The sequence below is a fragment of the Nocardioides agariphilus genome, assembly GCF_015352445.1.
GTDB classification, from domain to species: domain Bacteria; phylum Actinomycetota; class Actinomycetes; order Propionibacteriales; family Nocardioidaceae; genus Nocardioides; species Nocardioides agariphilus.
Genome location: NZ_JADKPO010000012.1, coordinates 29,183 through 43,262, shown reverse-complemented (window position 1 = coordinate 43,262; position 14,080 = coordinate 29,183). Strand labels below are relative to the sequence as shown.

The following is a 14,080-nucleotide window of genomic DNA, read 5'->3' as shown; positions in this document are numbered from 1 at the left end:
AGCGCCGTCATGCCCGTACGACGCCGCGATCGCTGGTCTGGTTGCGTGCGGTCGCAGATGGTTACGGCAGGTCGCCGGTGAGGTACCGCTGCAGCGTCGGCGCGTAGATCGTGATCAGCTGCTCGCGCGACATCGACGCGAGCGGCTCGACGGCGAGCACGTACCTCATCAGGATCAGCCCGATCACCTGCGAGGCGACCAGTGACATCCGGCGTTGCGGGTCATCGATGCCGAGAGCCGCCCCGATGGGCTCGATGACGACGGGCAGCACACCCTCGGTCAGGAGGCGGCTGCCAGCGGGGTCCATGATCCCGCGTGCGACGGCGATCAACGAGGGGCTCAGGTCGGGGTCGTCCCAGACGGACAGGAAGATCCCCAGGAACCGCTCTGCTGCCTGCTCGATCGGACCAGCGATGGCCGGGCCCATCAGCTTGCGCGGGTCGACGGGCAGCTCGAGCGCCGCGAGGAAGAGCTCGTCCTTGGTGCCGAAGTAGTGGTGTACCAACGCCGCGTCGACGCCGGCCGACGCGGCGACGGCGCGGATCGTCGTACCCGCGAAGCCCAACTCGGCGAACGATGAGCGGGCCGCCGCGAGGATGGCGGAGCGGGTGTCCGGGGATCCCTTGCGGCGACCGCGCGGGGAGCCGGGGGCTGCCTGCTCAGCCATGGGCGGAGGGTACGACGAAGTGCTCGCGCGCGAACTCCAGCGACTCGACGAGGTCGCGCTCGCGCTCCTCGCGGTTGGCGCTCTTGCGGGTGTTGATCTCGAGCACGATGTGGCCACCGAAGCCGGCAGCCGCCACATGGTGGAGGAACCCCGCCGCATCCATCGCGCCCCGACCGGGCACGAGGTGCTCGTCCTTGGCCGAGCCCGACCCGTCGGTCAGGTGCACGTGACGCAGCCGCGAGCCCATGCGCTGGGCCATCTCGACCACGTCCGAGCGCGCGATCGCGGCATGGGAGAGGTCGATCGTCTGGTTGGCGTAGGACTCCTCGGAGGGATCCCAGCCGGGCACGTACATCTCCACGCCGCGGTCGGCCCGGCGGCGCGAGGAGGCCCGCCAGGGGTACATGTTCTCGACGGCGAAGGCGATCCCTGTCTCCTGCTCCAGGGAGGCGATGCCCTCGACGAAGGTCGCGGCGTACTCGCGCTGCCAACGAAATGGCGGGTGTACGACGACCACCTCGGCGCCGACCTCCAGAGCCATGTCGGCCGAGCGCTGGAGCTTCCCCCAGGGCTCGGTGCCCCAGACCCGTTGCGTGAACAGCAGGCACGGCGAGTGGACGGCGACGATGGGCAGCTCGTGGTGGTTGCTGAGCTGCTTGACGGCGGAGACCTGCTGGCTGAGGGCGTCGATGCCGACCATCACCTCGATGCCGTCGTAGCCCAGCTTGGATCCGTAGGCGAAGGCGTGCGCCGTCGACTCCGGGTAGACGGAGGCGGTGGAGAGGGCGATGGACACCGATGTGCTGGTCACGAGGCTCAGGAGGCGCTGCCCGTAAGGGATCCGTCGACGAGCGCGATCTTGTCGATGCGCTCGAGGATGACGCCCTCGCGCAAGGCCCAGGGGCAGATCTCGAGCTCGTCGAGCCCGAAGATGTCCATGCACGCCTCGGCGACGAGGGCACCCGGGACGATCTGGTGGGTGCGCGACGGGGACACGCCAGGCAGGACGGACAGCTCCTCGCGGTCCATCGAGACCAGCAGCGGGATCCAGTAGACCAGCTCCTTCATCGGCAGGATCCGCGGAACCAGCGCCCCGTCCCCGGCGGCCGCCGCGCCGCAGATGCGGGCCAGCGAACGGAACGTCTTGGACGTCGCGGCCGCCTTGTCGGGCCGGCCTGCTCGGATGAGCTGGCCTGCGTCGCGCGCGATCTCGGCGCGGATCCTCTTGCGCAGCAGGCGAAGGTCCTCCTCCCCCGGATGGCCGTTGGCGAAGTACTCGCGGGCCAGACGTGCGGCGCCCAGCGGCACGGAGTACGCCACGTCGGGGGCCTCGTCGGCGCCACCCGCGAGCTCGAGCGAGCCGCCGCCGATGTCGAAGACCGACAGACGCCCGGCCGACCAGCCGAACCACCGGCGTACGGCCAGGAACGTCAGCCTCGCCTCGTCCTCGCCCGACAGCACCTCGATGCGGACGCCGGACTTCTCGTCGACGTGGTCGAGTACCTGCTGGCTGTTGCCGGCATCGCGGACCGCCGACGTGGCGAACCCGACGATCTCCTCGCACCCCTTGTCCTCGGCCACGGTCACGGACGACTCGACGAACGCCGTGAGCTTGTCGCGACCTTCCTCGGTGATGTTGCCGTCGTGGCCGAGGTGCTCGGCCAGCCGCAGCGGCTCCTTGTGGGAGTAGGCGGGAAGCGGGGCGGCACCGGCGTGCGCGTCGAACACCAACAGATGCCCCGTGTTCGAGCCGATGTCGAGGACGCCCAGCCGCATGGCCCCAACGATAGAGCGCCCTCGGGCAGGTCGGGGGGCGCCTCGTAGGCTTGGCCAGTGCCCGAGGTCGATCTGGTGTTTCCGCGAGCTTTCGTCGAGTTCGTCGACCCGGCCGACGCCGACCAGGTCTTCAAGTGCGACCTGACCTGGCTGACCTCCAACTTCTTGTGCATCTTCGGTCAAGGCTGCCAGGGCATCTACCAGGAGTCGCCCGACACGGGCTGCTGCACGCTGGGTGCGCACTTCGCCGACAAGGAGGACGAGAAGCGCGTCGAGGCGTACGTCGACCAGCTGACGCCGCAGGTGTGGCAGTTCCACCCCGGGGGCAAGGTGCGCAAGAAGCACTGGATCACCAAGGACGACGACGGCGCCAACAAGACTCCGGTGATCGAGGTCGACGGCCAGTCGGCGTGCATCTTCCACAACAGGCGCGACTTCCCCCTCGGCGCCGGCTGCGCCCTGCACGCACTGGCACTCCAGCAGGGGCGGCATCCCCTGGAGACCAAGCCCGACGTGTGCTGGCAGCTGCCGATCCGACGTACCTTCCGCACCGTCGAGCGACAGGACGAGACGTCCTACACCGAGATCAGCATCGGCGAGTACGACAGGCGCGGCTGGGGCCCGGGGGGCCACGACCTCGACTGGTACTGCTCGGGAAACACCGAGGCCCATGTCGGGGTCGAGCCGCTCTACGTCACCAACGCACCGGAGCTGACCGAGCTGATGGGAAGCGCGGCGTACGCCGAGCTGGTGCGGCACTGCGAGGCCCACCTGCGCTCGCGGTCGGCGCTGGCGATCCACCCGGCTGACCCTCGCTGACCCTGGCTGACGCGCGTCACTGACAGGCTTGACAAGGCCGGGTTCAGGCTCTGTTGAGCGGTTGTGAGGATCAACCAACCGATGGCTCGACATCAAGAGAACCCGACCCCGTGTCCGGCGCGATGTGGCCAGAGGTGAGAATGACCGGCATGCGCTTGGACCACCTCTCGTATGCCGCCGGACCCGACGGCCTCGCCGGAACAGCCCAGCGCATCGGGGGACTACTCGGGAAGTCGTTCACCGATGGGGGCATGCACCCGCGGTTCGGGACTCGCAACATGATCCTGCCGCTGGCCGACCACACCTACCTCGAGGTCGTCGAGGTACTCGACCACCCGGCGTCCGACAAGGCCCCGTTCGGCCAGGCCGTGCGGGCTCGTTCGGCGCTCGGCGGCGGCTGGCTCGGCTGGGTCGTGGCGGTCGACGACATCGAGACCGTCGAGCGCCGCCTGGGGCGTGAGTCGGCCCTCGGCAACCGCTACCTCCCCGACGGCACCGAGCTGACCTGGAAGCAGATCGGCGTCAACGGCCTGATCTCCGACCCGCAGCTGCCGTTCTTCATCGAGTGGTCGATTCCCGACTCCCTGCACCCCTCCACCGGTGCCGACGGCGACCTCTCACTTGCCTGCCTGGAGATCGCCGGCGACCCGCAGCGGGTCAGTGAGTGGCTCGGCGAGACCGTCGAGGCGCCCCTCGAGGACGTCAAGGTCGAGTGGGCCGCGCCCAACGGCACTCCGGGGATCATGGCGGCGCAGTTCCAGACGGCCAACGGTCTGGTGCGCATCTGAAGCTCCCTCGCGGAGTCGTCCCCAGCCCGAACATCTGGGAGCACCCCGCCACCTACGAGGTCGAGAACCACGCGTTCGACCCCGACGGGTTGGTGTTCGCGGCCATGGCAGCAAAGGCTTCCTGGGCGGATCGCGTCGTGCTCGACCTCGGGTGCGGCTCCGGGTACCACCTGCCGTACTTCGCACGTACGGCGTCGCGCGTCGTCGGCGTCGAACCTCATCCCAGGCTGGTGACGCTGGCCCGCCGACGTACCTCTGCGCTCTCGCAGATCTCGGTGCTCGCCGGCACCGCGCAGCAGCTCCCGCTCCCCGACGCGTCGGTCGACGTCGTCCACGTGCGCTGGGCCTACTTCTTCGGGCCCGGCTCAGAGCCCGGACTGCGCGAACTCGACCGCGTCGTACGTCGGGGCGCAACGGCCTTCGTGATCGACAACGACGCCAGCGCCTCTACGTTCGGCAGGTGGTTCGGGTGGGGCTACCCCAAGATCGACGCGGCTGCGGTCGAGAGGTTCTGGGCGCGCCACGGCTGGACCCGCACCCCGGTCACGACCCGCTGGTCGTTCGGCACCGAGTCCGACCTGGAGTCCGTGGTGCGGATCGAGTTCGACCCGGAGACGGCCGAGAAGGTGCTGGCCGACCACCGTGCCAACGGTGGCGGCACCGAGGTCGACTACGCCGTCAACGTCTGGTCGCGCGACTGGTAGGCCTCGCCGGACGTCATCCGAAGTGGTCGCCATAGCGACCAGAACGTATGACGTTGCGTTCAGCCCGTCTCGCGAACCGCAAGGGTCGGGGTCAGCAGGACACCAGGCGAGACGACGGCGGGAGTGCTCAGGAGGCCTTCGAGCGCGCGCACGATCTCGACCGCGACCTCCTCGAGGGGCTGACGCACGGAGGTCAGGCCCGGGTTGATGACCTGGGCGACCTGGGAGTCGTCGAAGCCGATGACCGAGACGTCGTGACCCGGGGTGAGTCCACGGTCGCGCAGGGTGTGCAGGACCCCCATGGCCAAGGTGTCGGACGCGCAGACGAAGGCCGAGGGCTGCGCCTCGTCGAGGAGCACGGCGGCGGCGTCGTGGCCCGACGAGACGGTGTCCTCGGTGCGTGAGGCGAGGCCCGTGGTGGACAGGTTGCGGCCGTGCATGGCACGCGTCCAGCCGGAGCGACGGTCCTCGCCGATGCGCGAATCCTTGTGCCAGCCGATCCAGGCGATCCGCTGGTGGCCACGGTCGAGTAGGTGGGTCGTGGCCAGGTCGACGCCGGCCGCCCCGTCGACGTCGACCCACGGGTGGTCGGCGGCATCGTCGTCCCACGGTCGGCCGAACGACACGAACGGCGCACGACGCTGCCGCAGCCACGCGGCCTGCGGGTTGCCGAGGTAGGTGTCGGTCACGATGAAGGCGTCGACGGCCGTGGCCCGCAGCAGGTCGTCGTACCCACGCAGGTGGTCCTCGTCCTCACCGACGGCGAACAGCAGGATGTGGTAGCCGGCGCCCCCCGCTGTCTCGACGAGCGAGTGGACGAAGCGGTCCATGGCCGCGTTGGCCGTGCCCTCCTGGGCCGGCTGGAACTTCAGGCCGATCAGGTGGGAGGAGCGCGTGCGGAGGTTGCGCGCTGCGCGGTTGGGCGAGTAGCCCAGCTCCTCGATGGCCTCCTGCACGCGGGCCAGGGTGTCGGCCCGCAGGAGGTCGGGGTTGTTGATCGCGTTGGAGACCGTCTGGCGCGAGACCCCCGCCCGCTCGGCGACATCGGCCAGGGTCGGCGGGGCGACGGGATAACGGATGGTCACCTCGCACCTCCCCACGGCATGGCCCGCATTGATCGATCCAAGTGCGCGGGGTCAGCATAAGTGAGGGGTACGGCGACGCGCGGTGCCACCTCCTCCACAGGCTGCAGCGCGGCGGCCGGGCGATGTCGGCGGCCTCGCCTAGCGTGACCGTCATGTCGAAGAGCCCCCGACCCGCCCACCGCTGCACCGAGTGCGGCTGGGAGACCGCCAAGTGGGTCGGTCGCTGCGGTGAGTGCCAGGCGTGGGGATCGATCGTGGAGGCCTCGGCGCCGACGATGAGGGCGACCGCGACAGCCGTCACCACTCCTGCGGTGCCCATCGGCCAGGTCGACGTCAGCGAGTCGACGTTCAGGTCCAGCGGGGTGCCCGAGCTCGACCGGGTGCTCGGCGGCGGCCTGGTCCCAGGAGCCGCGATCCTGCTGGCCGGCGAGCCCGGAGTCGGCAAGAGCACCCTGCTCCTCGAGGTGGCGGCCCAGACCGCACGGGTGCACCGCCGCACTCTCTACGTCACCGGCGAGGAGTCCGCGTCCCAGGTCCGCTTGCGGGCCGATCGCACCGGCGGCGTCCACGACGAGCTCTACCTCGCCGCCGAGACCGACCTCGGGGCCGTGCTGACCCACATCGAGGAGGTCCGGCCGGCCCTGCTGGTCGTCGACTCGATCCAGACCATCTCGGCGCCCGGCCTCGACTCGGCCCCCGGCGGCGTGAGTCACGTCAAGGAGGTGGCCGCCGCGCTGATCCGGGTCGCCAAGACCCGCAACATCACCACGGTCATCGTCGGCCACGTCACCAAGGACGGCACCATCGCCGGGCCCCGGGTCCTGGAGCACGTCGTGGACGTGGTGCTCCACTTCGAGGGCGACCGCAACTCGCGCTTTCGCATGGTGCGCGCGATGAAGAACCGCTTCGGTCCGGTCGACGAGGTCGGCTGCTTCGACCTCTCGGCCACCGGCATCGTGGCGGTCACCGACCCCACGGGCCTGTTCGTCGAGCACCACGGGCGCCAGGTGGCCGGCACCTGCGTCGCGGTGACGATGGAGGGGCGGCGCCCGATGCTGGCCGAGGTGCAGGGGCTGGTGACGCACTCGGCCGCTGAGCGCCCGCGACGCACGACGTCGGGGCTCGACGGTTCCCGGGTCGCCATGGTGCTGGCTGTGCTGGCCCAGCACTGCGGCGTGCGGCTCCACAGCCATGACGTGTTCGCCTCGACCGTGGGGGGCGCCCGGGTGACCGAGCCGGCCAGCGACCTCGCTGTGGCGGTGGCGCTGGCCTCGGCCACCCGCGACATGCCGGCCCCGCTCGGCGTGGTCGCGATGGGCGAGATCGGGCTCGCGGGGGAGCTACGACGCGTCCGTGACCTGCCGCAGCGCATCGCCGAGGCCGCCCGGCTCGGGTTCGCCGTCGCCGTCGTGCCTGCCGAGCGGCGCGAGGATGCCGAGCGGCCGGTCAGCGCCGTCCCACGCGTCGTCGACGGCATGCGGGTGATCGAGGTGTCCGACGTGGCCTCGGCCCTCCGGTTGCTCGGTGTCATCCGCGACACCACCGCAGAAGCGGTCTGACCTCCGCCTTCGCCCTAGACTCCCGCCGTGGCCGGCATCGAACGCACCGACGACGTCCTGCGCTTGCGCACGGCGCTGGCGCTGATCGCTCCCGGCACTCCCCTGCGTGACGGACTCGAACGCATCCTGCGCGGCCGCACCGGCGCGCTGATCGTGCTGGGCAACGACCGCACCGTCGAGTCGATCGCGACGGGCGGGTTCGTGCTCGACGTCCCGTTCACCGCGACCGGTCTGCGCGAGCTGGCCAAGATGGACGGCGCGATCATCGTCGACAAGGACCTCACCCGGATCCTGCGCGCCGCCGTACACCTGATGCCCGACCAGCGGATCCCCTCCGAGGAGACCGGCACGCGCCACCGCACCGCCGACCGCGTTGCCAAGCAGACCGGCTACCCGGTCATCTCGGTGTCGCAGTCAATGCAGATCATCGCGGCCTACGTCGGCGACACCCGCCACGTGCTCGAGGACTCCGGCCAGATCCTCTCCCGCGCCAACCAGGCGTTGGCAACGCTCGAGCGCTACAAGCTGCGGCTCGACGAGGTCTCCAGCACGTTGTCGGCCCTCGAGATCGAGGACCTCGTCACCGTGCGAGACGTCGCCGTCGTCGCCCAGCGGCTCGAGATGGTGATCCGGATCGCCCGCGAGATCGAGGACTACGTGCTCGAGCTCGGCACCGACGGTCGCCTGCTCTCCCTCCAGCTCGAGGAGCTGGTCACCGGGGTCGACGCCGACCGCGAGCTGGTCATCCGCGACTACGTGCCGACCGGGCGTCGCGCGCGCAGCCCCGAGGCGTTGCTCGCGCTGCTGGAGTCGCTGTCGCCCACCGACCTCGTCGACCCGCTGGCCGTCGCCAAGGCGCTGGGCCTCGGCGAGCACCTCGACGGCGCGGTCGCACCCCGCGGCTACCGCCTGCTGGCCAAGGTGCCCCGACTGCCCACGCCCGTGGTCGACCGGCTGGTCGAGCACTTCTCGACCCTGCAGAAGCTGCTCTCGGCCGGCGTCGATGACCTGCAGGCTGTCGACGGCGTCGGTGAGCTGCGTGCCCGCTCCGTACGCGAGGGTCTCTCACGCCTGGCGGAGTCGACGATCCTGGAGCGGTACGTCTAGAGCGGTCAGGCCTTCCTGTCGCATGTCAGGTGAAGTTCTCCCTGACCTGCGTCGGTTTCCCCGGATGTCCGGGGAAACCAACCGGGCCTACCGCAGGTCGGGCTTCGGCTTCTTGGTCTGCTTGGTGGGGGTCGGGGAGGGCTTGGGGGTGACGGTCTTGGTGATGGTTGCCGGAGTGGGAGCGGCCAGCTCGAACTGCTCGTCGGCGGGTTCGCCGCCGAGGACTGCGACGCGCACGTGGTACCAGCCGGGCATCGCCCACTCGGTCAGCCGCGAGCAGCTCTCGTCCGAGCGCTTGGCGTTCCAGGTGACGTAGACGTAGGTCGCCACGTCCTTGCGGGCGACGACGCTGGTGGTCGGCACCGCGCCCGGGCACTGACGGCTCGCCCAGATGAAGTCGTTGCCGGAGCTGATGGTCAGCGTCACGCTACGTGCCGACACGTCGAAGGTGCACGCCGGGGACTGCAGGGTTCGCAGCAGGAGCGCGATCACGACGTCGCCGCCGCCGATCGGGTCACGTACCTCCGGGGTGACGACCACGTCCTCGGGCACGCACGGGCCATCGGGCTGGGCCAGGGGCGTCACCGACGGCTTCGGCACGCGTGACTTGCGCGGCTTCTTCGTACCTCGCGGCAGCTGGATCTCAGGCCCGCTCGAGCTGGCCGGGGCCGTCTGCGTAGCGGCTGCCTGCACCGCGCCAGCACCTGCCGGGCCCGAGTCCGCGCCGTCGCTGGATCCCACCAGGAGCCGCCCGAGGGCGAACACCATCAAGGAGGCGGTGCCCAGGACCGCGACGCGGCGTACCCAGAACACCCGCGCAGGCGGACGCCGAGGTCGGCGCGGCTGGACCATGCGACGACGCTAGACAGCCGGGGGGCTCGCGCCGGGTTGCCACACCGGCCCACCTACGATCGCCGACGATGAACGACCTGGTTGCCCCCATGCTCGCGTGGTACGACGCCCACGCCCGCGAGCTGCCCTGGCGCGGCGAGCACGCGACGCCGTGGTCGGTGATGGTCTCGGAGTTCATGCTCCAGCAGACGCCCGTGGCCCGGGTCGAGCCGGTCCACCGCCTCTGGATGGAATCGTGGCCGACGCCCGCGGCCCTCGCCGCCGCACCCAGTGGTGAGGCCGTCCGAGCGTGGGGTCGCCTCGGCTACCCACGCCGCGCCCTGCGGCTGCACGCGGCCGCCACCGTGATCGTCGAGGCGTACGACGGCCAGGTGCCCTCGTCGTACGACGACCTGGTCGGCTTGCCCGGTGTCGGTCCGTACACCGCCGCCGCGATCGCGGTGTTCGGGTACGGCGAGCGCCACGCAGTACTCGACACGAACGTACGGCGCGTGCTCGCCCGCCTCGTCGTCGGCGACGAGCTCCCACCCGTTGCCGTCACCTCAGCAGAGCGCCGGCGCGCGGAGGACCTGCTCCCGCAGGACGATGCCGAAGCCGCCACCTGGTCGATCGCACTGATGGAGCTCGGGGCCCTGGTCTGCACGGCCGCCAAGCCGACGTGCAGCGGCTGCCCCGTCGCCGACCAGTGTGCGTGGCGCGCCGCCGGCTACCCGGCGTACGACGGTGCGCCCCGCAAGGCGCAGACCTGGGCAGGTACGGATCGTCAGTGCCGAGGCCGCCTGATGGCCGTCGTACGTGAGTCGCCTGATCCGGTGCCCAGCTCGCGCCTGGACCGTGCCTGGTCGGACGACGCCCAGCGTGCTCGCTGCCTGACGTCCCTGCTGACCGACGGGCTCCTGGTCGAGACCGCCGTGGGTTACGCGCTGCCGGGATAGTCCCGTGCAGTTGACGGGTCAGATCGCCGATTTCACCCGCTAACCGCACGGGAGTACCCCGGGTCAGCGCCGAAGGAGGCCGCGGCGGCCGCCAGAACCAGGGGCGATGCGGTCGAGGATCCGGCGTACCTTGTCGGCGGGGGTGCCGTGGTGGAAGGGGCGCTTGGGCTCGGGGCGTACGGCGTCGAGCAAGGTCGCCAAGGACCCGTCGGGCAGGTCGGCGGGCTGGTGGGTGCCCGCGCGGGGGTCGATGTGCTCGAGGAGGCCGAGGTCGCGCAGGGTGTCGAAGTCGTCCTCGGTGGTGCGCTCGAAGATGCGCATCAAGTAGGGCTCTGCCTGCTCGGGTGTCAGGCCCTTGCCGATCAGCGCTTGGAGGGCGACGGCCGTGGGCTCGCGGGCCGGCCGGAAGGCGGGAGTCGGACCGGCAGCCAGGATCGAGGTCCACTTCCGCACGAAGTCCTCACCGGAGTACGACTCGTAGTGCAGCACGCGCAGGCCGGGGTGCGTGAACGGCGCGACCTCGTGCTTGTCGGCGTCGACCACGTGGTGCAGCGCCAGCCAGAGATCGGTGGTGGGCCGCAGTCCCGACTTCCCCTCGACGTGGCCGTGGAACAGCGCGCCGTTGGCCGGTCGCTCGATCGCGCCGAGGGTCTTGAGCAGGGTCAGGTCCTCGGGCTCGAGCAGCCGTTTGAACCAGGTCGGGTCGCCGTCCCACTGCTTGCGGGACACCGCCTCGAGCGGCGCCAGGTTCACCGCCAGCTGCGAGGCCGGCACGGAGGACAGGGCCGGCCGCGAGATCTGCACGACCTCGTCGCCGTCGACGTGGAAGACCCAGTCTGCCCAGGAGACCGTCGAGAGCAGCGCCTTGACCACGTTGGCGTTGATCCGCTGGCGGGTGTTGAGCTGCTCGGGACGCTTGTCGACCCACCACGAGGAGTCGCACAGCACGTCGGTGGCGTGTGGGTGAGCGGCGAGGTAGGCACGGATGTCCGGCGTCGCGGGGTCCTCGGGCGCGTCGAGGAAGACCACCACGTGGTCGGCGCCACCGGCCAGGTTGCCCTCGACATAGCGCTGGACGTTGGCCAGCGTGTCCTTGACGGTGCTGGCCAGAACGACGAGGCCCCCGCTCATCGAGCGGGGGCCTCGCGTGATGTCATGCAGTGACCCTAGTCAGTGCCGGTCGACTTCTCGATGTCGGTCGGGCCGGGAGTGGCGTCCTCGCCCTCGCCGCGGATCGGGTCGTCGTGGCTGGGGTCGGCCACCACGTCGGCCGTCTCGAACGGCGGCAGGTCCGGCAGCACGCCGACCTTCTGACCCTTGAACGTGAACGTCCCGGTCGGACCCTCACCCTCGGCGTCCACGAGCACGATCTGGCCGGGGCCGACCTCGCCGTAGAGCATCTTCTCGGCGAGCACGTCCTCGATCTCGCGCTGGATCGTGCGCCGCAGCGGGCGAGCACCGAGCACCGGGTCGAAGCCACGCTCGGCAAGCAGGTCCTTGGCGGCCTGGGTGAGCTCGAGGCTCATGTCACGGTCCTTCAGGCGAAGCTCGACGCCCGCGATCATGTTGTCGACCATCGCGATGATCTGCTCACGCGACAGCGGCGGGAACACGATGATCTCGTCGACACGGTTGAGGAACTCGGGCCGGAAGTGCTGCTTGAGCTCCTCCTGGACCTTGGCCTTCATCCGGTCATAGGACCCAGCGGTGTCGCTGCCCTGGTTGAAGCCCAGGCTGACGCCCTTGGAGATGTCCTTGGTGCCGAGGTTGGTGGTCATGATGATCACCGTGTTCTTGAAGTCGACGACCCGACCCTGGGAGTCGGTGAGCCGGCCCTCTTCGAGGATCTGCAACAAGCTGTTGAAGATGTCGGGGTGGGCCTTCTCGACCTCGTCGAACAGCACCACGGAGAACGGCTTGCGACGCACCTTCTCGGTGAGCTGCCCGCCCTCTTCGTAGCCGACGTAGCCGGGAGGTGAGCCGAAGAGCCGCGAGACGGTGTGCTTCTCGCTGAACTCCGACATGTCGAGCTGGATGAGCGCGTCCTCGTCGCCGAACAAGAACTCCGCCAGCGTCTTGGACAGCCAGGTCTTACCGACGCCGGAGGGACCGGCGAAGATGAACGAGCCGCCGGGTCGCTTGGGGTCCTTCAGGCCGGCACGAGTACGACGGATGGCCCGGCTGAGCGCCTTGACGGCCTCCTCCTGGCCGATCACGCGCTTGTGGAGCTCGTCCTCCATCTTGAGCAGACGGGTCGACTCCTCCTCGCTGAGCTTGACGATCGGGATGCCGGTCGCCACGGCGAGCACCTCGGCGATCAACTCCTCGTCGACCTCGGCCACCTCGTCCATGTCGCCCGCGCGCCACTGCTTCTCGCGGTCGGCCTTCTTGAGGATCAGCTGCTTCTCCTCGTCACGCAGACGCGCAGCCGCCTCGAAGTCCTGGCCGTCGATCGCGGCCTCCTTGCGCTGGCGGACGTCGCTGATCTTGTCGTCGTACTCGCGCAGGTCGGCGGGTGCGGTCATCCGGCGGATGCGCAGCCGCGAGCCGGCCTCGTCGATCAGGTCGATGGCCTTGTCGGGCAGGAACCGGTCGGAGATGTAGCGGTCGGCCAGCGTGGCTGCGGAGACCAGCGCCTCGTCGGTGATCGTGACGCGGTGGTGGGCCTCGTAGCGGTCGCGCAGACCCTTGAGCATCTCGATGGTGTGGGCGATCGACGGCTCGGCGACCTGGATGGGCTGGAAGCGACGCTCGAGAGCGGCGTCCTTCTCGAGGTACTTGCGGTACTCGTCGAGCGTGGTCGCACCGATCGTCTGGAGCTCGCCACGGGCGAGCATCGGCTTGAGGATGCTGGCGGCGTCGATGGCGCCCTCTGCGGCACCCGCGCCGACGAGGGTGTGGATCTCGTCGATGAACAGCACGATGTCGCCGCGGCTGCGAATCTCCTTGAGCACCTTCTTCAAGCGCTCCTCGAAGTCGCCGCGGTAGCGGCTGCCGGCCACCAGCGCGCCGAGATCGAGGGTGTAGATCTGCTTGTCCTTGAGCGTCTCGGGCACGTTGCCGCGCACGATGTCTTGGGCCAGGCCCTCGACGATGGTCGTCTTGCCGACGCCGGGCTCGCCGATCAGGACCGGGTTGTTCTTCGTGCGGCGGGAGAGGATCTGCATGACGCGTTCCATCTCCTGCTCACGCCCGATGACCGGGTCGAGCTTGGACTCTCGCGCCTCCTGCGTGAGGTTGCGGCCGAACTGGTCGAGCACCAGCGACGACGACGGCGCGTCGCCGCCCGCACCCGAGGCGGCCGCGCCAGAGGACGCCGACTCCTTGCCCTGGAAGCCCGACAGCAGCTGGATGACCTGCTGGCGCACGCGGTTGAGGTCGGCGCCGAGCTTCTGCAGCACCTGTGCGGCGACGCCTTCACCCTCGCGGATCAGGCCGAGCAGGATGTGCTCGGTGCCGATGTAGGAGTGGCCCAGCTGCAGCGCCTCGCGCAGCGACAGCTCGAGGACCTTCTTGGCGCGCGGGGTGAACGGGATGTGGCCGCTCGGCGCCTGTTGCCCCTGGCCGATGATCTCCTCGACCTGGGCGCGGACGGCCTCCAGCGAGATGTCGAGGCTCTCGAGCGCCTTGGCGGCGACCCCCTCGCCCTCATGGATGAGACCGAGCAGGATGTGCTCGGTGCCGATGTAGTTGTGGGAGAGCATGCGGGCCTCTTCCTGGGCCAGCACGACCACCCGGCGAGCTCGGTCTGTGAACCGCTCGAACATGCTCATCGCTCCTGAAAATCC

At 70.0% G+C, this 14,080-nt stretch carries 13 protein-coding genes; 6 read left to right on the top strand and 7 right to left on the bottom strand.

The genetic code is table 11. The features are described 5' to 3' along the window. Window positions 1–61: 61 nt before the first annotated feature. Genes ISU10_RS10520 through ISU10_RS10510 form a run of 3 tightly spaced genes read right to left on the bottom strand, consistent with a single transcriptional unit; the run spans window position 62 to window position 2,443 of the window. Window positions 62–667 (bottom strand): TetR/AcrR family transcriptional regulator, encoded by a 606-nt coding sequence (locus ISU10_RS10520; protein WP_194696351.1) that lies wholly within the window; start codon window positions 665–667, stop codon window positions 62–64. Then, window positions 660–1,478 (bottom strand): sugar phosphate isomerase/epimerase family protein, encoded by an 819-nt coding sequence (locus ISU10_RS10515; protein ID WP_370865123.1) that lies wholly within the window; start codon window positions 1,476–1,478, stop codon window positions 660–662. The genes ISU10_RS10520 and ISU10_RS10515 overlap by 8 nt, the downstream gene beginning before the upstream one ends. Window positions 1,479–1,483: 5 nt before the next feature. Then, window positions 1,484–2,443 carry a Ppx/GppA family phosphatase gene (locus ISU10_RS10510; RefSeq protein WP_194696350.1) on the bottom strand — a complete coding sequence of 320 codons (960 nt, stop codon included), beginning with the start codon at window positions 2,441–2,443 and terminating at the stop codon, window positions 1,484–1,486. 57 nt (window positions 2,444–2,500) lie between these two features. Between ISU10_RS10510 and ISU10_RS10505 the strand changes: the two genes are divergently transcribed. The 3 genes from ISU10_RS10505 to ISU10_RS10495 all read left to right on the top strand — a co-directional run bounded on the left by ISU10_RS10505 (window position 2,501) and on the right by ISU10_RS10495 (window position 4,754). Next, the gene (locus tag ISU10_RS10505; protein WP_194696349.1) at window positions 2,501–3,262 is read left to right on the top strand and encodes a DUF3109 family protein; all 762 of its coding nucleotides are present in this window, start codon (window positions 2,501–2,503) and stop codon (window positions 3,260–3,262) included. Between the two features lie 149 nt (window positions 3,263–3,411). Continuing rightward, window positions 3,412–4,050 carry a VOC family protein gene (locus ISU10_RS10500; RefSeq protein WP_194696348.1) on the top strand — a complete coding sequence of 213 codons (639 nt, stop codon included), beginning with the start codon at window positions 3,412–3,414 and terminating at the stop codon, window positions 4,048–4,050. Between the two features lie 104 nt (window positions 4,051–4,154). Then, a complete protein-coding gene (locus ISU10_RS10495; protein WP_228500458.1) occupies window positions 4,155–4,754 on the top strand; it encodes a class I SAM-dependent methyltransferase in 600 nt (199 codons plus the stop codon). A gap of 59 nt (window positions 4,755–4,813) precedes the next feature. Here the strand turns inward: ISU10_RS10495 and ISU10_RS10490 are convergent, their stop codons facing one another. Beyond that, entirely contained in the window at window positions 4,814–5,839 is a 1,026-nt protein-coding gene (locus ISU10_RS10490) for a LacI family DNA-binding transcriptional regulator (RefSeq protein ID WP_370865121.1), read from the bottom strand. A gap of 152 nt (window positions 5,840–5,991) precedes the next feature. On the opposite strand from ISU10_RS10490, the gene radA reads away from it, so the two are divergent. Beyond that, complete coding sequence (radA, locus tag ISU10_RS10485; RefSeq protein WP_194696347.1) at window positions 5,992–7,398, top strand: DNA repair protein RadA; 1,407 nt, start codon at window positions 5,992–5,994, stop codon at window positions 7,396–7,398. 27 nt (window positions 7,399–7,425) lie between these two features. Next, the gene (disA, locus tag ISU10_RS10480; RefSeq protein ID WP_194696346.1) at window positions 7,426–8,505 is read left to right on the top strand and encodes a DNA integrity scanning diadenylate cyclase DisA; all 1,080 of its coding nucleotides are present in this window, start codon (window positions 7,426–7,428) and stop codon (window positions 8,503–8,505) included. Between the two features lie 87 nt (window positions 8,506–8,592). On the opposite strand, the gene ISU10_RS10475 is transcribed toward disA, so the two are convergent. Further along, complete coding sequence (locus ISU10_RS10475; RefSeq protein WP_194696345.1) at window positions 8,593–9,357, bottom strand: hypothetical protein; 765 nt, start codon at window positions 9,355–9,357, stop codon at window positions 8,593–8,595. Window positions 9,358–9,425: 68 nt separating this feature from the next. On the opposite strand from ISU10_RS10475, the gene ISU10_RS10470 reads away from it, so the two are divergent. Next, window positions 9,426–10,292 carry an HhH-GPD family protein gene (locus tag ISU10_RS10470; protein ID WP_194696344.1) on the top strand — a complete coding sequence of 289 codons (867 nt, stop codon included), beginning with the start codon at window positions 9,426–9,428 and terminating at the stop codon, window positions 10,290–10,292. A 63-nt stretch (window positions 10,293–10,355) separates the two neighbouring features. Here the strand turns inward: ISU10_RS10470 and ISU10_RS10465 are convergent, their stop codons facing one another. Together ISU10_RS10465 and ISU10_RS10460 are read right to left on the bottom strand one after the other, a co-directional pair. Further along, a complete protein-coding gene (locus ISU10_RS10465) occupies window positions 10,356–11,423 on the bottom strand; it encodes a glycosyltransferase family protein (protein WP_194696343.1) in 1,068 nt (355 codons plus the stop codon). 35 nt (window positions 11,424–11,458) lie between these two features. Continuing rightward, window positions 11,459–14,059, bottom strand: a complete 2,601-nt coding sequence (locus tag ISU10_RS10460; protein ID WP_228500491.1) for an ATP-dependent Clp protease ATP-binding subunit — start codon at window positions 14,057–14,059, stop codon at window positions 11,459–11,461. Window positions 14,060–14,080: the final 21 nt, after the last annotated feature.

Excerpts from the sequence above, each read along its gene's own strand:
- ISU10_RS10520 (WP_194696351.1), bottom strand. The coding sequence starts at position 667 with ATGGCTGAGCAGGCAGCCCCCGGCTCCCCGCGCGGTCGCCGCAAGGGA.
- ISU10_RS10510 (WP_194696350.1), bottom strand. The coding sequence starts at position 2,443 with ATGCGGCTGGGCGTCCTCGACATCGGCTCGAACACGGGGCATCTGTTG.
- ISU10_RS10500 (WP_194696348.1), top strand. The coding sequence starts at position 3,412 with ATGCGCTTGGACCACCTCTCGTATGCCGCCGGACCCGACGGCCTCGCC.
- ISU10_RS10495 (WP_228500458.1), top strand. The coding sequence starts at position 4,155 with ATGGCAGCAAAGGCTTCCTGGGCGGATCGCGTCGTGCTCGACCTCGGG.
- radA (WP_194696347.1), top strand. The coding sequence starts at position 5,992 with ATGTCGAAGAGCCCCCGACCCGCCCACCGCTGCACCGAGTGCGGCTGG.
- ISU10_RS10475 (WP_194696345.1), bottom strand. The coding sequence starts at position 9,357 with ATGGTCCAGCCGCGCCGACCTCGGCGTCCGCCTGCGCGGGTGTTCTGG.
- ISU10_RS10470 (WP_194696344.1), top strand. The coding sequence starts at position 9,426 with ATGAACGACCTGGTTGCCCCCATGCTCGCGTGGTACGACGCCCACGCC.
- ISU10_RS10465 (WP_194696343.1), bottom strand. The coding sequence starts at position 11,423 with ATGAGCGGGGGCCTCGTCGTTCTGGCCAGCACCGTCAAGGACACGCTG.
- ISU10_RS10460 (WP_228500491.1), bottom strand. The coding sequence starts at position 14,059 with ATGTTCGAGCGGTTCACAGACCGAGCTCGCCGGGTGGTCGTGCTGGCC.